At 41.8% G+C, this 19,142-nt stretch carries 17 protein-coding genes, 1 pseudogene and 1 riboswitch; of the genes and pseudogenes, 8 read left to right on the top strand and 10 right to left on the bottom strand.

The window, feature by feature from the left end; genetic code table 11:
- Nucleotides 1-250: 250 nt before the first annotated feature.
- On the bottom strand, nt 251-1,354 hold the full coding sequence (locus tag ACH33_RS11485) for an RNA-guided endonuclease InsQ/TnpB family protein (protein WP_236781871.1): 1,104 nt from the start codon (nt 1,352-1,354) through the stop codon (nt 251-253).
- A gap of 300 nt (nt 1,355-1,654) precedes the next feature.
- Here ACH33_RS11485 and ACH33_RS18760 point away from each other — a divergent pair, with 300 nt between their 5' ends.
- The 3 genes from ACH33_RS18760 to hcp all read left to right on the top strand — a co-directional run bounded on the left by ACH33_RS18760 (nt 1,655) and on the right by hcp (nt 4,004).
- Nucleotides 1,655-1,747 carry a transposase gene (locus tag ACH33_RS18760; RefSeq protein WP_082706025.1) on the top strand — a complete coding sequence of 31 codons (93 nt, stop codon included), beginning with the start codon at nt 1,655-1,657 and terminating at the stop codon, nt 1,745-1,747.
- A 93-nt stretch (nt 1,748-1,840) separates the two neighbouring features.
- Nucleotides 1,841-1,999 (top strand): hypothetical protein, encoded by a 159-nt coding sequence (locus ACH33_RS11490; protein ID WP_156424068.1) that lies wholly within the window; start codon nt 1,841-1,843, stop codon nt 1,997-1,999.
- A gap of 718 nt (nt 2,000-2,717) precedes the next feature.
- Complete coding sequence (gene hcp / locus ACH33_RS11495) at nt 2,718-4,004, top strand: hydroxylamine reductase (protein WP_057899147.1); 1,287 nt, start codon at nt 2,718-2,720, stop codon at nt 4,002-4,004.
- A 395-nt stretch (nt 4,005-4,399) separates the two neighbouring features.
- Here the strand turns inward: hcp and glmS are convergent, their stop codons facing one another.
- Together glmS and ACH33_RS19390 are read right to left on the bottom strand one after the other, a co-directional pair.
- Nucleotides 4,400-6,235, bottom strand: coding sequence for a glutamine--fructose-6-phosphate transaminase (isomerizing) (gene glmS / locus ACH33_RS11500; protein ID WP_057899148.1), 1,836 nt, complete (start codon nt 6,233-6,235; stop codon nt 4,400-4,402).
- 590 nt (nt 6,236-6,825) lie between these two features.
- Nucleotides 6,826-7,002, bottom strand: coding sequence for a hypothetical protein (locus ACH33_RS19390; RefSeq protein ID WP_156424069.1), 177 nt, complete (start codon nt 7,000-7,002; stop codon nt 6,826-6,828).
- A 165-nt stretch (nt 7,003-7,167) separates the two neighbouring features.
- On the opposite strand from ACH33_RS19390, the gene ACH33_RS11505 reads away from it, so the two are divergent.
- Nucleotides 7,168-8,223, top strand: coding sequence for an acyltransferase family protein (locus ACH33_RS11505; protein ID WP_057899149.1), 1,056 nt, complete (start codon nt 7,168-7,170; stop codon nt 8,221-8,223).
- A 91-nt stretch (nt 8,224-8,314) separates the two neighbouring features.
- On the opposite strand, the gene ACH33_RS11510 is transcribed toward ACH33_RS11505, so the two are convergent.
- Together ACH33_RS11510 and ACH33_RS18765 are read right to left on the bottom strand one after the other, a co-directional pair.
- Nucleotides 8,315-8,527: a hypothetical protein gene (locus tag ACH33_RS11510; protein ID WP_057899150.1), complete on the bottom strand. Its 213-nt coding sequence runs from the start codon at nt 8,525-8,527 to the stop codon at nt 8,315-8,317.
- A 226-nt stretch (nt 8,528-8,753) separates the two neighbouring features.
- On the bottom strand, nt 8,754-8,921 hold the full coding sequence (locus tag ACH33_RS18765) for a transposase (RefSeq protein ID WP_082706026.1): 168 nt from the start codon (nt 8,919-8,921) through the stop codon (nt 8,754-8,756).
- A 107-nt stretch (nt 8,922-9,028) separates the two neighbouring features.
- A riboswitch (cyclic di-GMP riboswitch) is annotated at nt 9,029-9,121 on the bottom strand.
- Between the two features lie 352 nt (nt 9,122-9,473).
- Between ACH33_RS18765 and ACH33_RS11515 the strand changes: the two genes are divergently transcribed.
- A complete protein-coding gene (locus ACH33_RS11515) occupies nt 9,474-10,538 on the top strand; it encodes an S-layer homology domain-containing protein (protein ID WP_057899151.1) in 1,065 nt (354 codons plus the stop codon).
- A gap of 24 nt (nt 10,539-10,562) precedes the next feature.
- Here the strand turns inward: ACH33_RS11515 and ACH33_RS11520 are convergent, their stop codons facing one another.
- Both ACH33_RS11520 and ACH33_RS11525 read right to left on the bottom strand, forming a co-directional pair.
- A complete protein-coding gene (locus ACH33_RS11520) occupies nt 10,563-12,281 on the bottom strand; it encodes a DUF4855 domain-containing protein (protein WP_082706028.1) in 1,719 nt (572 codons plus the stop codon).
- 542 nt (nt 12,282-12,823) lie between these two features.
- On the bottom strand, nt 12,824-13,861 hold the full coding sequence (locus ACH33_RS11525) for a copper amine oxidase N-terminal domain-containing protein (protein WP_057899153.1): 1,038 nt from the start codon (nt 13,859-13,861) through the stop codon (nt 12,824-12,826).
- Between the two features lie 237 nt (nt 13,862-14,098).
- Here ACH33_RS11525 and ACH33_RS11530 point away from each other — a divergent pair, with 237 nt between their 5' ends.
- Complete coding sequence (locus ACH33_RS11530) at nt 14,099-14,419, top strand: Uma2 family endonuclease (RefSeq protein WP_162265033.1); 321 nt, start codon at nt 14,099-14,101, stop codon at nt 14,417-14,419.
- Nucleotides 14,420-14,491: 72 nt separating this feature from the next.
- Here ACH33_RS11530 and ACH33_RS11535 read toward each other — a convergent pair whose 3' ends face one another.
- Complete coding sequence (locus ACH33_RS11535; protein WP_057899155.1) at nt 14,492-14,722, bottom strand: hypothetical protein; 231 nt, start codon at nt 14,720-14,722, stop codon at nt 14,492-14,494.
- Nucleotides 14,723-15,359: 637 nt separating this feature from the next.
- On the opposite strand from ACH33_RS11535, the gene ACH33_RS11540 reads away from it, so the two are divergent.
- Both ACH33_RS11540 and ACH33_RS19395 read left to right on the top strand, forming a co-directional pair.
- Entirely contained in the window at nt 15,360-16,169 is an 810-nt protein-coding gene (locus ACH33_RS11540) for an alpha/beta fold hydrolase (protein WP_057899156.1), read from the top strand.
- A gap of 429 nt (nt 16,170-16,598) precedes the next feature.
- Complete coding sequence (locus tag ACH33_RS19395) at nt 16,599-16,760, top strand: hypothetical protein (RefSeq protein WP_156424070.1); 162 nt, start codon at nt 16,599-16,601, stop codon at nt 16,758-16,760.
- Between the two features lie 646 nt (nt 16,761-17,406).
- Here ACH33_RS19395 and ACH33_RS19400 read toward each other — a convergent pair.
- Nucleotides 17,407-17,580, bottom strand: coding sequence for a hypothetical protein (locus tag ACH33_RS19400; RefSeq protein ID WP_156424071.1), 174 nt, complete (start codon nt 17,578-17,580; stop codon nt 17,407-17,409).
- A gap of 76 nt (nt 17,581-17,656) precedes the next feature.
- A pseudogene (locus ACH33_RS11545) lies at nt 17,657-19,020 on the bottom strand (transposase).
- Nucleotides 19,021-19,142 lie beyond the last annotated feature (122 nt).

The raw sequence follows: 19,142 nt of genomic DNA on the forward strand, positions 1-19,142 counted from the left end.
AATACTTCAGAGGGGCTGTCCCAAAAGTAATCGGGATGCCCCGTTTTTTTTTCGTAAAAAAAAGACGCCTTTTTAGTAAAATGCAAGTACCACCCAACAATTACCAAGAAAGGAATGTCTCTTATGTATGAACCTCCCCCACTTACCATAGGTTGAAGTGGGGGTTTCTGAACTGTCCACCTCGATAGAACAGGCGATCAGCGGGTTGTCGCTGATCTCACAGACACGTGCCGTCTGCGAGGGGAATCATTCAGCAACACACCCTTACGGGCGTGGGGCGGAACAAACCATCTACTACTTCTCGCTTAGGCGATCCGTAGATACGTGGGTTTCTGAATTTCAAACGGCAAGGACTGAATCCGGTTTTCATACAACACTTTGGACAGTAGATTCGCCGCACCGTGAATGTCCCGATGTTGGGTATAGCCGCACCACGCACGTTCTTTTTCGCCCCGCAAACCGGACAGGTTTGCGATGTATAGCGTTCCTCGCGCTTGTGGAGCATGATGCCTTTCGCCTTCAGTTTGTACGTTGGGTACTTCTTTACTTTCCCAACCTGCCACTGGCTCATTCGCTGATTGTGGCAGCGAGAACGTTTCTTTTTCTTCTTTCGCTGGACGCCTTCGACGTCTCCAAGGTAGACTTCGTTCACTTGCTGGGCGACCACCCATTCGACAAACTGTTTCGTCGTTTTGTGCAAGGCATCCTGTAACTGGCGTTTACTTTTAGAAAGAAGATATTGTTTGGCTCGATTGTACCGCTTCCACTGACGGCTGTATTTCTGGCACTTGCTCATTTTTCGCTGAAGCTCTGCAAGCTTCTTGTTACGCAGGCGGTGAATGCTTCGGATTTTTCGTCCGGTCACAATGAGACTGTCTCCAGTTGTTGCGACGGCCGCAAGCGTATGAATTTCACCCGGGTCAATGGCGCATGTATGCGAACCCGGCGGGTTCGGTGCTTGACGCTTGCCTTCCCAGATGCCGCGACGCAACGAAATGCGTCCGTTGGGATGAATGGTAAAACCGTCCGCCGCCCACTTTGTGTTGAAATACTTCTTTTGCTTATATGGATAGCGGACGTTCGTGTGCCCTTCCTTTCGGGCCTGATGTGCGCTATCTCGTGCCCAAAGATATTTGTGGCACACAGCTTGTATGCTCTGGCTGTGCATTGGAAAACGACGCTTCAAGCGTTTTTGTAGTTCGGTTTTACCGATCCACTGCCCGGTTTGCTGGTAGTAGACTTTCGCTTCAGCCAAGCACGTATTCCACACCTCTGCCGAGAAGCGATGTAAGGCAAACAGGGCATCTATGGTAGAGCGGGATGCGGTAAAAGCGACTTTTGCGGTTCGAATCATTCGAATTACCTTCTTTCTCAATACGAACGTACATTCCTAGTATACAACGAATAGAAGGGAAAAAGAAGCACGATTCATCCCCCACCTACGCCGGAGGCGTGGAGGAAGGGGACTTCTCGCGTGTTATGTTAAAAATTATATATATCATGAATCAATTCTTTTTACCAATGGATATTGAAGAACTCATTTCTCCTCGTCACGTCGTTCGTGTAAGCCAATGATGCGATCGATCAACTCGATAATGCCCTCTTCACAAAATATTATCTAGGCGGCGGTCGCCACAGCTACCACCCCAAAACGATGACGAAAATTATCATCTACGCCTACACGCAAAAAATCTACTCGTCCCGTCAAATCGCCAAAGCCGTTCGTGAACAGATTCCATTCATGTGAATCAGCGCACGTCAAACGCCAGATTTCCGTACGATTAACCGTTTTCGCTCCGAACGAATGAAAGGCTTGATTGAAGAAATATTTCAAGCAATCTTGATGATGCTAGAGGATCAATTTATTGTCGGTTACAGCGTCCACCAAGATCGAACCGATACGTGGTGCATGATCGAACATTTGGAGAAAACGAAACAACGACTTGACACGCTTCCAGCCAACATCATCGTCGACTCCGGATACGGAAGCGCTGATTAGCGTCGCCTACAATCTCTTGAAAAAAGTAGCCCTCTGTAAGCTGCAGAATGCAAAAGCAGACTAATCCATACGAACATCACAACTCACTTTCCAATAAATAGGATATGCAGACAAAAAAGAGGTGAGCCTCAATCATCATTTATGACTTTTAAGACAGCCCCTCCTCTCAAAAAAAGAGAGGACCCGAGCTTGAGTAGACTATGCCATTTTCGCCTACAATCTTCATCGTCTCTCACAGATCGCTAATGAGATCGAACGAAAAAGACAAGTTAACCCATCAAAAAGCATCAAGAACCTCCACATCTCTCCATAAATATCCTCAAAATGAGTAACTAATCACTTTTAAAGAAATTCCTAATGTTTCGAAGACTGACTTTTTCAGGGGGAACTAATTAAAGCTGCATATCTTGCTCCTAGTGGTAACAATTTACCTTTTCGTGAATTTATACTTGTAACCAATCCCGGAAAATTGAAGGAGAAAGGTATCACCTAACTACACCTGTTGTTCTTTCATGTTAGATTTTGAGAGGATTTACCTGTACTTTCATAAAGTAAATAACGAGATCCTGAAATTTTGTCTAGTTTGTGAAATAGATCACAAAGTGTGATGCTTATCACATCTGAACAAATGATTTCTTAAGTATAATGGAAACAGACACAAAGATTACACAAAAGAAATTAAATCCAAAAGAATTAAAATAGTAAGGAGGCAATATCCGTGTTTTGTTATCAATGTGAGCAAACAGCGATTGGCGGTTGTAAAGTAGTCGGCGTATGTGGGAAAAATGAAGATCTAGCAAGCATACAAGATACGATTATATTTGCCCTCAAAGGAATTGCTGCTTATGCAACACATGCAAGGGAATTGGGTTATACAGATCCCGAAGTTGATGCTATTACCCATGAAGCTCTGTACTTTACCTTAACAAATGTGAATTTTAATTTGCAAGAACATATTGATATGGCCATGAAAGTTGGTTCGGCAGCGATCAAAGTGATGGAATTGTTGGATCGTGCACATACAGAACGATTTGGTATACCTCAACCGATTACTGTAACGCAAAATAAAATCGAAGGAAAATGTATTGTCGTAACCGGTCATAATTTACTTGCCTTAGAAGAATTGCTGAAACAAACGGAAGGCAAAGGAATCAATATTTATACTCACTCGGAGATGTTGCCTGCCCACGGGTATCCTGAATTGAAAAAATATCCTCATTTAAAGGGAAACATCGGAAAGGCATGGTATGATCAACGAAAATTGTTTGAAGAATTCCCTGGTGCCATATTGGCAACAACCAATTGCGTTATGCCGATTAAAGGAACCTACTCTGACCGATTCTTCTCCTATGAAGTAGCAGGGCTGGAAGGCGTTACGAAAATTGAAAATAACGATTTCACTCCTATCATCGAAAAAGCTTTGCATTTGCCATCGGCAAATATCGACTCGGATCAGAAACTGGTCACCGGCTATCACCACGAAACGGTGATCGGTTTGGCACCGGAAATTATTTCGGCAGTAAAAGAAGGCAAGATTCAGAGATTTTTTGTGATCGCCGGTTGTGATGCTCCCGGACGGGGTGGTAATTATTATCGGGAATTAGCTACGTTGCTTCCTAATGATTCTGTCATTTTAACTACTTCCTGCGGGAAATTTCGTTTTAACGATATTGATTTTGGAACAGTAGGAAATACAGGTATCCCAAGATATATTGATCTGGGGCAATGCAATAACTCCATTTCCACTGTAAAAATTGCGCGCGCGTTGGCTGACGCTTTCCAATGTGAAATCAACGAGTTGCCAGTCAGTATTGTATTGTCTTGGTTTGAGCAGAAAGCAATTGCCATATTACTTGGATTATTTAGCTTAGGAATAACAGATATACGAATTGGTCCGAAGGCTCCGGAATTTTTAACACCAGGTGTATTAAACTTCTTGCAAAAAACATTTAATCTAAAGTTAATTGGGGACCCTCAAGAAGATTTGGCTGAAATGCTAGAATGAATTGAACGTAATGACTGTGCACCATATCCGACGATTAAGAGATCGGTCTTTCTACAATACCATGGTGCACTCTTTTCTTTCTGTTAACTCGGAATAGTTGAAACTTATTTGTAAATGGTCATATGAACCCAGTTATCAAGACGAAGTTATGCTATGCCGCTACATCTCAATTATTTTTCCTACGAGCAACACTTCACAAACGCCGTATGCGAAACCACACACGACGTTTGTTGGTGAACTTTTAGTTGCAAATCCCTATCTAAGCACAACCTATACAAAAAGTTAAGTGATTGGCTTACTAAAGAGTTTTATTGGTTACCATCTTTAATGTTAGGTTACCGACTTTAATGTCAAACAACATCAAAACCATAAGTTCAAATAACCCTAATTGCCTTCTATTCCACCGTCAAACTCTTGGCCAGGTTCCGAGGGCGGTCGACATCATGACCACGTACCGTGCCGGCGTAGTATGCGAGAAGTTGCAGCGGAATCGCCGCCAGAATCGGCAACAACAACGAATGCGTGGACGGAATGTACATCACCTCATCTACCTCATCTGCGAGCACATCGTCACCTACTGTTGTAATCCCGACCACAAACGCGTCCCGTGCCTTTACTTCCTTAATATTGCTCACCGTCTTATCAAACACACGCGCCTGTGTCGCTAACGCGATCACAGGCACGCCCGGCGTAATCAGCGCCATCGTTCCATGCTTCATCTCGCCCGCCGCGTATGCGTCCGCGTGAATGTAAGCCACTTCCTGCAATTTCAACGCTCCTTCCAGTGCCAACACATAATCCAATCCGCGTCCGATTAAAAATAGATGCTCCTGATCATACGTCAGCTGGGCAAACTGATCAATCGCATCATGCGTCATAATGAGCGTCGAATCAACGTCACCCGGCAAGCGTTCCAGCGCCTGAAGCAGTTCCGAAACCTCTTCTTTTCTAGCGCTTCCCATCCTTTGCGCCATCCAAATCGCCAAAAGAATAAGCGCCGTGATTTGTGATGTATATGCTTTCGTAGATGCGACCGCAAACTCCGGCCCCGCTTTCGTCAGCAACGTACAATCTGCCTTCCGAGAGAGCGTACTACCAGCAGTATTTGTAATCGCCAGCGTCGAGCAACCATGCTTCTTCGCTTCGCGCAATGCTGATAACGTGTCCGCAGTCTCACCTGACTGACTCAACAAAATCACCAGATTCCGCTCGTCAAGCGTCCCGTGCTCATGGATAAATTCGGATGAATAAGACACTTCCACCGGCAAATCAAGCAACTGCTCCAGCGCTTTTTTGCCGATAACTCCCGCATGATTGGATGTCCCGCTCGCTACAATATCAACTTTACGCAAATTTTTCAGCTTTTCCACTGTCCATATTTGTGCAAGCTCCGGGAGATCCACCCCTTCCGGCGTCAACCGTCCCGTCAGCATATCCTCCAATGCTTTCGGCTGATCGAAAATCTCCTTCATCATATAATGTTTGTAATCGTGCAACAGCACATCATAAACCGTTTCGTCCGCCAGCGAATAGTGCGGCGTCACTTCTGTTCCGTCCAGCCGCTTTACCGTCGCTTTGCCCGGTGTCAAAATCGCAATTTCTCCGTTTTTAATTGGATAAATCTCCCTTGTGTACGGCAATAGGGCGGGAATATCCGAAGCCAAAAACGCTTCCTTCCTGCCCACTCCGAGCACGAGCGGATTATCCTGAGAGACAGCGATAATGGTATCCGGCTGCGCTTCGGACATAATGGCAAGCGCAAACGAACCCTTCAGCATAGGTAACACTTTCCGTACCGTCTCCTCTAGGTCACCTGTATCGTATTCTTCCAGCAAATGTGGAATTACTTCTGTGTCCGTTTCTGTTTTAAATGTATGCCCCTGTGCCATAAGAGAGCGCCTTACTTGCGGATAGTTCTCGATAATACCGTTATGTACGACCACGAAACGGCGATCGCAGCCGGTCAAAGGATGGGAGTTCGCTTCCGAAGGTTTGCCATGCGTCGCCCAGCGCGTATGGCCGATGCCAATCGTACCGTGCATAACGGGCTCACGCAGCAAATGCGCGCGCAAATCTTTAACCCGGCCCACCGTTTTCCGAATCTCGACATGCTGCTGGTTGGAAATCGCAATACCTGCTGAATCATATCCTCGATAATCGAGCGTATCCAAGCAATCCAGCAAAATCGGCACAGCACTCCGGTTTCCCAAAAAACCCACAATGCCACTCATACGTTTCCATCCTTTCCTTTGTGCCTCGTCTTTCCATTATACCGGATTCAAAACACTGAATCTAGCGAATGAAACTACTTATGTCAAGAATTCTCACATAAAAACTAAGGATGTGTGAACGAAAAAAGCGCCCGAAGTGAAAAGAACAGGCGCATTTTTTGGAGTCAAAGCCTATATATTCACATTCTTTTTTCGTAAATAGAAAAATAGGGCGGGAACCGCTCCAAGCAATAAACATACGATCAAAAACACCATTCCGCTCATGACGATAACATTGTAATCCATACAGCAGCGACCTCCTTTGATTTATGACTTAAGCAGCTACCGTATATGGCCATATACATTAGAATTGATACATACGTATTCTTTTACGGTTCGAAGGAAAAGCCAAGGGGATAACCCACAATACAAATGTCAATATATCAACCAAAATATATAGCTTTCTCAAAAGAAGTATGCATCTATATTGTAAAAACTACATATTAAAGATGAGTTACAAAATTATGATCAAACTATGATCTTGCCACCTTTTTAACGACAAAAAATGACTTTTTCAGCAAAAAGCTCCGATAAAGCTGAAGCTTACATTTTTATTCATGGCGCGGATATTTGCTTTGCGACTCACCGCCTGGCTGCCGTTTATCGAGACGTACCGCCTGAGTATCGGTATAGCTAGCAAATTCGCTATCCTGTTTTCCAGGCGTCGCTTGATTGCTTTGTTGTCGCTTATGATCCAACGTTATATTGTATTTCACTCTTTTGGACATAATAGCCACCTCCTTCTATAGCTTGTCCTTTCCTCCTGCCATTATTCTCATTGTATAATTGTATAATTTTCCATCTTTTATGAATTTTTTATTGACTTAACATAAAATGTTTGTATAATCTGAGCATAGATAAGCGTAGAGCACTTAAAATCCGGAGGAATTTTTATGTATTCAGATAAAAGACTTTTCTCTTCACTGTTTTTGATGCAACTGCTTTCTTCATTTCTTGTACTTGCCGGTCATTACACTGCGGATGTCGACGATTACATTGAGTGGACATTCTGGGAGACAACTTTGAACCAGATTAGCCGTTACGGGACAGTGATTTTAGCAATTATTACTGGTTTTTTTACTGCACACAGTCTGGATGGAAAAAAATTTTCAGGCACACGCTTTTTTAAAGGAAAGCTAAAATACATCTATTTTCCTTTTCTGTTTGCCAGTGTGCTGTACTTTATTATTATGAAAAAGGGCATACCGACAAACGAAAAAGACTGGCAGGATGTTTTGACCGGTCAAACCGCAGGGCACCTGTACTTTATTTTTATGCTTTGCCAGTATTATGTATTCGCTTATCTTTTCCGCCGCTTAATTATGAAGAAAAACATTCTGTTGGTTATCACCCTTTTCTTTGTCATACAATATATGTATATTCATATAATTGCACATGGCTGGTTTGGTCTAGGTATACGTCATTTTTTACCGACTTGGATTTTTACATTGTATTTAGGACACTTACTGTACTGGTATCGTAAACCGATGTTTATGTTTATGGAAAAGCATAAAATTGTTCTTATTGGATTATTGGTTCTATCCGGATTTACTATGTACTTTTTCGTTATGTCATCTAAACTATATACAGCTAACCATCTAATATTTGTCTTAGCAACATTTGCGCTGCTCGTCTCCAGCGCGGCGATATTGCATTATATTGTGGATGCGTTGCACCTGCGCTTTCAGAAAGGTTTAACATTCTATATCTATTTACTACATCCAGCATTTATTATATACGCTAACAAGTTTATGGAAACGAACTTTACCATTGAATGGATTTTTCATCACAAAGCTATATCCGCGCTGTATATGCTGAGCATCTATGCAGTTACATTCGCTGTGTCGGCGATTTGTGCCCAATTGGTAAACCGCGGTTTCAGCTGGCTGACAAGCCAAAAACAAAAAAAAGCCACAAATGCAATTGGTGCGAGGAAACTTGATGGATAGACGATGCGCCACAAAACAAATCCTCCTGGAAAATTGCAGGAGGATTTGTTTTGTCGTACATTCTACACCCAAAGCAGGGCATTCGCCGTTTTTAATGAAATCTAATTTGCATCCCGTCTTCTATCCCATCGTCTATTTCGTAATGGTTTTCTGTTAAATATTCCTGAAACATTGTGTGCAACTGCCGTTCAATGAGACGATTGTTCTCCACCATTAATGCCTGCACAGCTTCTTTCATTTCTTCGATCGTAAAAGCGGCGGAAAGCCGTTCCGCGATTTGCTTGTTCGTAAGTCCAATGGCCACGGCTATCACCTCCGTTTTTACTGTACCCGAATCACATAAGAACCATCCGTGTTTTTATTAATACGTAGTATTTTAATACTTTAAACAACAGAAAATAAAAAGTTCTCCCCCTTGAGAGAACTTTTTATCATATAAGCAAAAAATAATGAATAGAACTAAAAATTCAGATAATACCATTGGAGTCCATTTTTTCAAAAAGCCAAAAGACAACGTGCGTGTTTATCCGCTATTTATTTTGCGCCAGTGAATATTTTCCTTCCTTAAATTCGCGAACCCAGCGATAAATGATGCGGGAGTTTAAGCGATGTCTACGCGCGACTATACTTAAACTTTCTACCTCTAAAGCCTCTTTCACTACTTGATGTTTGAATTGGATAGAATATTGTCGTTTCATCTTTCGTCTCCTTTTTGTGTTTTTTTGAAAAGAAAATAAAAAAGGGCTCTTTCGTGCGCGAAACAGCCGTGGTTATATGCCTATTCATTTATTTATAACCCCAGCTTTTCGGCAACCCGGCTGCCATGGTTTATGCCAGCATAAACGGTAGGCCCGTGGCTTTGCGTCCCCACTTTTCAGTGGGTTTGCCATTATCGAAGCATGCATTTATATAACTTTACAGTCATTTATTACTATAACAAATTTATCAGTATTTGTCGATTATCATAGCTATAATGTTAAAAAAAATTAATATTATAGGCCTTATAGTCCAAAGTATGCATAAAAAAGATAGAATTGCAAGGAGAGGAAATGAATATTTTCTCTCATATTTTTTTTCATCCACACATATGACATAATTGCTCTTTGCAAAACATGTTTTGGTGTAGGGCCAAATATAAGGTAAAATATATAGAAAGTGGAGGAAAATAAGGTTGAAACAAACATTGGAATATATGAAGAGCCTAATATATGAATGCAACATATTTAGTACATAGAAAGGGAGAAGAGAAGATGACAACGCAAACAAACAAGATAAAGCTAAAAACCACCGCACTTATTCTCGCAGCTGGTATCATGGCTGCTTCCGCGCCTCCGGCCTACGCGCTGGACGCATCTGGTATATTTACCGACGTGCCGCGCGACCATTGGGCCTGGAAAAATGGAACCCTTCCCTGGGCGGCACAGGCCGGAATACTGAATGAAAAGCAGACCGAAACCTTTAATCCCGGCGAAGTGATTACAGAAGCTGAGTTTCTTACGATGATGATGCGCCTATTCCCTGACACGCGGGACAAGCTGGGAACAGGAACAACAGAGGAAGTATACGCGCTCGCGCGTGAATATAATCTTCCGGCAGCAGGCATAAACGATCCGGCCAAACGCGCTGACGCGCTGACACGTATCCAAGTTGCGCGCCTTTTCTCCGCTGCCGGCGGCCACCATTACGATGACGAAGGCGCTATCGCTTACATGTATGAGCACGGCATTACGAAAGGCATGGATGGTGAATCAACCATCGCAGGATACGGAAGTTCCCAAAAAGTCAGCCGAGTGGAAGCGGTTCAATTTCTAAAAATGGCCCACGACACTGGCATCGCATCCACCATGCAAAAAATGCCGGAACAACCGTCTTACAATCCTGCTGTCACCCGTTTCATTAGCAGCAGCCCTGAAACAGTAGTCGCAAACTTGCACAAAGCACAAAATGCTATCCTTCCCAAGCGGGGCCAAATTCGAGATTACAATGCGATCAATTTCTGGGCAAAACGTTTATATGAAACGTTTCAAAAAATAGAAGTGACGCATGACGGGACATTGCGCATCTACCTGCCTTCCCTTTCGGAACATCAAACGCTTATTTATCATGTTGCTTCAGACAAATGGTACAGCGGAGAAATTGCCGGAAATGCCCGGTCAAACGTACCTGCTTATCTGGAATTTCCAGCAAGCGCCGATTGGAGCGTTATGCTTATGGCCAAAGATCAAGGTACGATTGTCGGGGATATGTACTATGACACAGCTTCACAAACAATTGAAATCAACAACATTGTGATCCAAAAACACGTAAAAAAATAAGAGGGCCCATCGCCCTCTTTCTTTTTATTCTTCTTGTGACGGTGATAAAAGGTAGGCAAGTAGCTTTTCTTTCACATAGCCAAGTTTTTGTGAATTCCCATCATGGAAAAAGGCATCGATCGCTCCTTCCCCATCGTATACAAACACGCTTGGGTGTTCCGCACCCACAAGGCGACCTAGGTCAAGATACTCGTTTAATGCTCGCACGTATTTCGGATCCTCAAGCAGCTTCCAGTTCCACTCCAGCATCGTACCGGCTCCTGTTTGCCGAGCAATCGTATTTGTCTCTCCTAGCATATCCATGCCTGTGAAATTGTCTTTGCTGAAGTAATGGTTCGGCTGCATCCAGGCGAAGTCAAATCCGAGCGTTCTCCATTGTTCGGCACCTGCTGCCTGGAAATATGGCGCCCAATAAAATTTATATCCCTTCTTGCGCACGATTGTGCCGATTTCTTTCACAAACTCACGGTCTGAATCAGGAACGATTTCATTCGTCCAATAAAAGCCCACAAGCCGCAGCGCTTGTGGATTTTTTGCGTTCCACTGAGCAATGATCCGATCCATATACCCTTCCACCAGCGCGGTGCGCTGCACCGGATGCACCGTTCCTATCGGGTTCGGCAAACCGATGATAACATTTGTACGGTATGTAGAATCTTCCATATAAGCACGCGCTTTCAACGTTGCCTTCTCCAGCAAATCTACCTCTTTGCCAGGCGCGAAAATTTCTTCTACATACTTAGTAAGCGTCTCAGATGGATTCCCTTTCGTCGTATCGAACGTTTCAAAGCTATAGCCACGCTGTTCCTTGCCGACTGGACGAATAATAAACGTGTCAAAGAGCCAGTGCGGTTTTCCGTGCCATTCGACCACCATGCGCTTAAATAAATCACCGACTTTTGTATGTTTGGCTTCGGTCATAAAAATCGTGTTGCCAACATATCCGTTCGCCTCCGTTTTGCGGGCAGGATATGAGGCTTTGGCAGGCTGAACCTGCCCATCCTTGGCATGCAACCACACAAAACGGCCGTTTTGTTCAATTTTGTACCAGCGACCCGCGTTCGCATACGCAATTGTTTCATAAGGCACGTTGTCCAATGTGCCTATCGGCTTCCAGAATGTATCTGGATACGGGTACAATTGTACGGGAGAGGTGACGTTGATCTTGCGTACACCGATGACTTCGGTCACATAATCTGCCGATGCATATAGCCAGCCTGGCCCCGCATCCGTGCGGATTTGGTACCAGCCTCCGTTTTGCTTAAGCACCTGAATCCGCTGTGGATGAATATACATAAGCCGCTTGGAACGGGCATCCGGCTGCTGATAAACGGATAGCGGATGATGAAGGAACATATATTTGCGGTTAGGGGTCTGATCCTCTCCTGTTTTTACCGGAAGAACTCGGACATACAGCTTGTCGGATTGCTTTACCCATACATCTCGTTTCTCATAGTGAATTTTGAACCATTGCCCCTGTTGTTCAAGAACCGGCTCCGGCATTTCATGCTGCGGGATTTGTCCAGCTGCCTGCACATCCTGCGGCGCGTTATAATACGGAGTCGGTTCCAGAAAGTACAGTTCACCGGACGGCCCGGATGCGTCAGCAGCCTGAATTTGCGTCGCGAAAGCGAGCCAAGCGAGCAACATACAGGTCACTCCTGCCAGAATTGTACTTCGTATTCGGACAACCATTTTTCTTTTTCTCCCCTTGTCTGTATAATCTTTTGCCCTTTTTATCATACCTCTGCTTCTCCATTTTATCCACACTTTTCCACAATATTTCTTCTTGTACTTGTATCCGCTTCATATGTAAAGAAATGATTTTTCCCGCACCGCGCCGGTAAAAACAGCGCTCGCAAAACATCTGGGGATTCAGAAGCCTACGATCGCTTTTCCGCTTTTGTTGTCAGAGGACGGATCTATAAAGACAAGACGGATATTGCCCGATTGGTCCTTCTATTATTCATGCTAGCAAAGTAGACCCGCATAATTTAACACTTAACGCTCGAAATACCGCCTTTGAAATTGAATAACATATATTCCTATTAACGCAACTTTCTCAAAAGGTTATTTGAGTACAAAAATAATACAATATTATAGATAGATTACTTATTGTTTCGTATATGCATATATATAGCAACACAAAAGGGGGCCCCATCACTTTTAGGACACCCTCATTTTTTCTTTGAAAACTGTTCTTGACCATCTCAAGCTGTCGAGTATGTTCTTATCATAACAGACAAGAATTCTTCATATGCTTCCTTAATTTTAAAGAGAGAATTCTAGTTCATGTTCATGATGATAGTATCAGCCTTACCCATTGGTGGGAGACTAAGAGTCATGACAGGACCATAATAAGCGATCACTTCATTTCCCGTTTTCAATTGATCAGGAGATAGTACTTTTCCGTCTTTAGATACCACATTCGTTTCAGAAGTGATATTCAATACAACATCATTTGCAATGTTTTGATCTGACTCTCCGTCTATATGTACCTGAATGCTATCTTTACTTGGCCGTACTTCCTTAATTGTACCAGAAACCTTTCCTGTCTGATTTAATACAACAATACGCTTGGCATGCCCTTGAGGTGGAAGACTCTTGGTTAATCTTGAGTCATAAAATGCCTGGACTTTCGCATTTGCTTTTATATCCTCTGGTTTCAATATCTTCGAAGTTAAACCGTCAATAATTTCGGTTTTTTCATCGACATGTAATGCAATCGAGTTATACCCATTTTTCGTATTTGCTTTTCCCATAACATAAAGCAAGGTATTACCATGGTTACCATCGTTTACTTCTGTTACAATTCCGGCTGTTTCTTGTATATGATTTGCTATTTCTCCGGATTCTGAAATGGTAATATTGCCTGTTTCATCTATCACTACATTTAGTTTTAAAACTTCTTCTACAAAACGTAACGGTACGTATGTTTTTCCATTTTTTAATTCAGGTGCTTTTCCAAGCTTTATCAGCATCTTTGCAAAGTTGTATTGATCTTCTCCAATTTTTAAGAAGAACCAACCATGTGCTTTAGATAATTCAATTTTTTGACTTTCATTATTCCACGTCACTTTATATCCCAATGCTTCCGCGACAGGACGCAACGGTATCATAAGTTCGTCCCCAGAAGTATAAATAGAGCGATCCTGTAATGGTTGACCATTTACAATCATCATGTATTTTAGTCCATTTCCAGAATAATCTTGAGCGATGTTCATATTCGATATTGCATGTGGATTTTCCGCTTGTGCAAATGCAGCCCCTGCTCCTCCTAACAATAAACAACCGGTCAGGCATAGTCCGAGTGTTCGTTTCATTATCTTATCCTCCTGTTTTCTCTATAGATGTAGATTGTTTCAATTATATAAACGGTAGCCTCCCCATTTAAGTATGCAATTTCATATCGTAATAACACTTTTATCCTATCAGCCAAGAAGACCCCCTCTTGTAAACGTAGGAAAAGTGGGGGATGAATCGGCTTCGAACAAGGACAGGATTCTCGTCCGACATTTGCTATACTTACCTTATACAGATGGCTCATTGAAAATTGAAATGTGGTGCAACCTGACATGACCATTGTATGCAATCCGGAAAAGCTGGACGAGAGAGGATGCAAAGAAACACCCGATTTGATTGTTGAGATTCTTTCACAAGCTACAGCTAAATATGACAAATGGCTGAAGTACAAGTTATATGAGCATGCAGGCGTACGGGAATACTGGATTGTTGCCCCCGCGAATGAAACACTTGATGTATTCATACTGAACGATAACGGAAAATACGAACTGGCTGGCTCATTCGGAAAAGAGGATGAAGTCAAAGTCGGCATTTTTGAGGAATTCACCATCCATCTGGACGTTATCTTCCGCGATTGAGATACCTCTAATTTTTGGGATATAAAAAGAGGGGGGACTTCAAGGAGTCCACCCCTTTTTATTGTTGAAACACTACAACAAGCTTCGCAAACGTTGTTTTTGCTCCTTAGAAATCTCTCCATTTTCTAGAGCAAACACCATCATTTCACAAAGCACATCTATCGGCACCTCTGGGCTGCGTGGAGAAATCCCCCCATTTCTGCTTCGATACGCCCACTTAACCGAGCGATCCTCTTCATTCCAGGTCGCTTTTCCAATCCGCAACTCTCCGTTTTGATATGGCTTACGAAATTCTGGAATCATCCTTACCACCCTTTCACATTTCTCTAATAATAGAAACGTTTGAGAAAGGTATTTTGAGCCACTTTTTAAAAATTATTTTTCTCTCTTATTATTTATCATGTTAAAATAAGGAAAAAACAAAAATAAAGCTGTTCTCATTTAGGAACAGCTTGTTTACATTCTGACGATTATAGGACATAGCAAAGCAAAAGAAGCTCACGCTTTTGCTACTATTAGATATTAACACTGAATTCTACTAAAGTCTTTTCTCCCCTGCTATTTCAATGTAACTACAATTTTCCTTCTTTCGTGTTCCTTACAGATGCATTTACACGACTCTTTTCAATTTTAATGAACAACGCAAAAAATAAGAAAAATAAAGTTCAGTAAATCTTATTTTATCTAAACGGAAATCAGTTTTAGTTAGTTGCAGAAAATAAAATAAGTACGTGGTCAGACAAAAACCCCGACCTTGTGATATTATCCCCTTGTGGTTGACAGTGTAAAAAAGCCCTGTTAAACACGATGTTAATCTTAGCATTCTTCCTTATTCAACTGATCGGGCAGCATCAGTTTAAAAAACGGATCGGTCATTCACCCTTTTAAGTCCAAATGAATAACGTGTTTCTGACGAGATTTACTAATTGGGGGAATCGGCGTGGGATACTATGTTAGAGTAGAACCAGACGTAAAAATTTATGTAGAAGATGTTAACCCAAGAGGTGGGAAGCCAATCTTATTTATACATGGTTGGCCAGCAAATCATAAACTGTTTGAATATCAGTTTAATATATTTCCCGCAATGGGATATCGGTGTATCGGAGTGGACATCAGAGGGTTCGGTAAATCAGATAAACCTTGGGGAGACTACTCGTATGATCGATTGGCAGACGATGTGCGAACTGTGGTAGACATACTTAAATTACAAAATTTCACACTCGCGGGACACTCCGTGGGAGGAGCGATCGCCGTTCGATATATGGCTCGTCATAAAGGGTGGGGGGTATCCAAACTTGCTTTATTCGGCGCGGCAGCTCCTAGCCTAACTCAACGTCCTGATTTTCCATATGGATTACCCAAGCAAGATGTAAATAAACTCATTCAGGAAACGTATAATGATCGACCAAAAATGTTAGAAGAATTTGGAAGTATGTTTTTCTTCCAGCATATAACCAGGCCTTTCTCAAATTGGTTCTTCCAATTGGGACTACAGGCAGCAGGTTGGTCTACGGCAGCAGTTCTCGCCTCTCTTAGAGACGAAAGCTTGTTTTTTGATCTAGGAAAAATAAACGTTCCTACTTTAATCCTTCATGGTGTGCATGACAAAGTGTGCTTATTTCCACTTGCTGTAGCACAGAATAAGGGAATTAAAAACTCTAAGCTTGTGCCGTTTGAAAACAGTGGTCACGGATTGATGTGGGAAGAGCGTGATAAATTTAATAAACAATTGACACAATTTATCGGATAAAAGTTTTGAAAACCTAACCTCTCCCAAAATTCCTCCAATAGACTTGTCCAATCTGGAAAGTTTACCAAAAAGCGCTTTGAAATACCTGCTCCAATAAATACTACTTCCCAAAAGTGTTTGTTGGCAAATGCAAATAAAAAGAACCACTAGCCTAAATCTCTAGGTTATGCTTTGCCCCGTCATCCGAGCTACCGGACAGCGGGGTTTCTTTTATCATTTTCTTGAATTTTGATTGTGAAATTTCAGCTTGTTTAATAAGATGGCTGCAGCGATGATTTGTCAAGCCAGTTATAAGGTTGTTTCTCCCCCTCATAGATAAGCTACAAACCTATTTTACATGAAAACATACATAATGAGAGTCCTTGCGGCATCACCTAGTTGTTCATTTTTATCTTATAACTTGAAAATAAAAGAAAGAAGGTATAGCAGATGAAAAGTTTCCATGTAACAAAAATAATTGTACTAACGATTCTAGCACTATTAGCGGTTTCTTGTACACAGAAGGGAGAACTGCCCGAAAAATCAGTTCGTGATGCAATGAAGAACGATCAGCAAACACTGCAAACATACGCAAATCTAGCGATTGATTAAGGATGCGAAAAATCAAGGGTATAATATAAAAAAAATAAAATATAATCGTACCACTATTATTTACGAAGATGGTAAACCAATAGGAGCTTATAAGGTTGATTTATATACATTCCAATTGACAGTTTAACAGCCAATACGACGTAGTACTTGTTCTGGACAAGCAGAAAAAGGCTTCCCAACGTTTTGATAACGCTATGAAATTAGCTAAAAAAACACTTTAACAAACTAAAGGTGGTTAAAATGTGGGCAATCAAAGATTTTAAGAGCAAATCCCCAAAAGAAAAAAAGCAGAAAATCCTTGATAATACTGGATTTTCTGCATCCCCTCTTTATTTATTCACTACAGATATGTTTACATGACTCTTTTCAATTTTGATAAATAACATAGAAAAACAGAGAAAATATAGGTAAATAACTATATTATTTCTGCACAATATGCAGTTTTTATACGTTGAGAAGAACCAAGTAAAATAAGTTCGTTAGCAAAAATGTTAGCATTTTTGTTAGCATCAAAAAACGTTTACCTCTTGCTATATTTCGCTAATGATCTAAAAATTATCATACAAACATAGCTCTTGATAAAATTACATTGCATAACCCCTTTCTACATATGGATAATAATGAAAATGTCCGGCTCATGACCGGATTATTTTTTCTCCGGTATCCAGGTAAGGGTATAGTCTGGTGCTGGCTCCTTCGCCAAGAGCTTTCCCTCTTCCACCCGAACGTTCAACAGTCCGCTATGGATGCTTTTCGCTAGTTCGTCTGGAAGGAGTATTCCGCCTTTTTCATCGACTTTAGATATGTGAATCAATTTCATAATTGCTTTCTAAAAACTTCAATACCTGCAGAATTTCCGTATTTAATTTTTTTTAACGACCGGAGGTCGTGTCCTACTAAGCAGCTTTATCGTTTAATTTGGTATTAATACGATCTACAGCTAATTTAGAAGCATTAAACAATAGACACAGCAAATCGACATGAACTTTTGCCAACTCTCCAGAACGGTATCGGACATTATTAAGCTGAAAATATTCTTTTAAGTAGGCATTGACTCGCTCCACAGAAGTACGTTCCTTATAAAGCTTTTTCCATGCTCTACTTCCGCGTGCAGGGGCAGGATAACGGCGTAAGTCTATTGTCTTTTTGATTTTAATGACCTTTTGGCACAGCGTGTCGTCAGCTAACGGACAACCTTTGCATTCCTTTGGTCTTGTATACTTGAGTGTTTCATATTTTGCATCATAACTGTCATATCGATAGGAGTGTTCACGAACACATGTCGGTGCAAAATACTTGTCGACACCGATAGGTGGCGCTTCATTCCGCTTATTATAAGCAATGATACCGTCCGCTTTCATGCGATAAATCTGCTCATAAATCGGATTGTAGTCATATCCAGCATCCGCCATCACTTTCGTGATGTTGAGAAAAGGAAAACGCTCAGCCACTCCTTTTAACAGGGGAATAGCAGCTTTAGCATCATTCATGTTTCCTGACGAAAGCAAGTGAGCTAAAAGATACTGGCTTTTGGTTTCTACAGCTAGATGGAGTTTGTAGCCATACCAGAAAACATTTTTATTTTCGGAGTTCTTCTTAATTCCCCACCGAGGAGCGTTTGGCATTTCTTTTTGGAGTTCACCGAAGGTGTAGTCCAATTGTTTTTCGATTTTCTGTTCAAAAAGAGGAAGATGATTTTCGATTTCTTCTTGTTCTTTTTTCCATGCTTCATAGGCTTCTTTTTTCTTACGCCCCCGTTTTTTCGGCTCTTTGACGGGTTGTTGTTCAACTTCTTCTTTTTGTGGAGCTTGGTCTCGCGCTTCTACATGGGTAGCGTCAATTGCAATGTGGTTGCCATCAATGAAGCCTTCTTCAACAGCTTGTAAAACAAGGGCATGATTTATTTCATCGAGCACATTGGAGGATTTAATTCTTCGAATCAAACGGGAAAAAGAAGCTTCAGATGGTACTCGATCAGAAAAAGAAAATCCGCAATCCAAACGAAAAAGAACATCGGTTTTCAAGCGACGAACAAGAAGTTTAATGGTTGGAATACCTTCTAGAATACGAGCAAACAGGGAATAAATCATCGCTGGATAATATTAAGCGATTGAGGCGCACCTTCACATACTTTTTTAGACACAATTTTAAGCAGAGGCATAATATTGATGCCTTCAAAAATTGCTGTGTAGCGCTCAGTAGGTTCTAAATCTAATAAGTCTTGCAGGGAAAATAAATGTCCTTGGCGAATAGAGTACATGAGGAGACTAACCTTTCTCATTGAGTTGTCTGAGCAACTACTCTATTCGAGATTTTGGGAGGTACTCCTTTTTTTCATGTCTATTGAACCTTACGGTTCAAGGGCTTTGAGTTATGAAATTG

Source organism: Aneurinibacillus sp. XH2 (assembly GCF_001439585.2).
In the GTDB taxonomy this organism is placed as follows: Bacteria; Bacillota; Bacilli; order Aneurinibacillales; family Aneurinibacillaceae; genus Aneurinibacillus; species Aneurinibacillus thermoaerophilus.

Excerpts from the sequence above, each read along its gene's own strand:
- ACH33_RS18760 (WP_082706025.1), top strand. The coding sequence starts at position 1,655 with ATGACGAAAATTATCATCTACGCCTACACGCAAAAAATCTACTCGTCC.
- ACH33_RS19395 (WP_156424070.1), top strand. The coding sequence starts at position 16,599 with ATGAAAAGTTTCCATGTAACAAAAATAATTGTACTAACGATTCTAGCA.
- ACH33_RS19390 (WP_156424069.1), bottom strand. The coding sequence starts at position 7,002 with ATGTCCAAAAGAGTGAAATACAATATAACGTTGGATCATAAGCGACAA.
- ACH33_RS11515 (WP_057899151.1), top strand. The coding sequence starts at position 9,474 with ATGACAACGCAAACAAACAAGATAAAGCTAAAAACCACCGCACTTATT.
- ACH33_RS18765 (WP_082706026.1), bottom strand. The coding sequence starts at position 8,921 with ATGAAACGACAATATTCTATCCAATTCAAACATCAAGTAGTGAAAGAG.
- ACH33_RS19400 (WP_156424071.1), bottom strand. The coding sequence starts at position 17,580 with ATGAAATTGATTCACATATCTAAAGTCGATGAAAAAGGCGGAATACTC.
- ACH33_RS11525 (WP_057899153.1), bottom strand. The coding sequence starts at position 13,861 with ATGAAACGAACACTCGGACTATGCCTGACCGGTTGTTTATTGTTAGGA.
- ACH33_RS11520 (WP_082706028.1), bottom strand. The coding sequence starts at position 12,281 with ATGATAAAAAGGGCAAAAGATTATACAGACAAGGGGAGAAAAAGAAAA.
- ACH33_RS11505 (WP_057899149.1), top strand. The coding sequence starts at position 7,168 with ATGTATTCAGATAAAAGACTTTTCTCTTCACTGTTTTTGATGCAACTG.
- ACH33_RS11535 (WP_057899155.1), bottom strand. The coding sequence starts at position 14,722 with ATGATTCCAGAATTTCGTAAGCCATATCAAAACGGAGAGTTGCGGATT.
- ACH33_RS11485 (WP_236781871.1), bottom strand. The coding sequence starts at position 1,354 with ATGATTCGAACCGCAAAAGTCGCTTTTACCGCATCCCGCTCTACCATA.
- glmS (WP_057899148.1), bottom strand. The coding sequence starts at position 6,235 with ATGAGTGGCATTGTGGGTTTTTTGGGAAACCGGAGTGCTGTGCCGATT.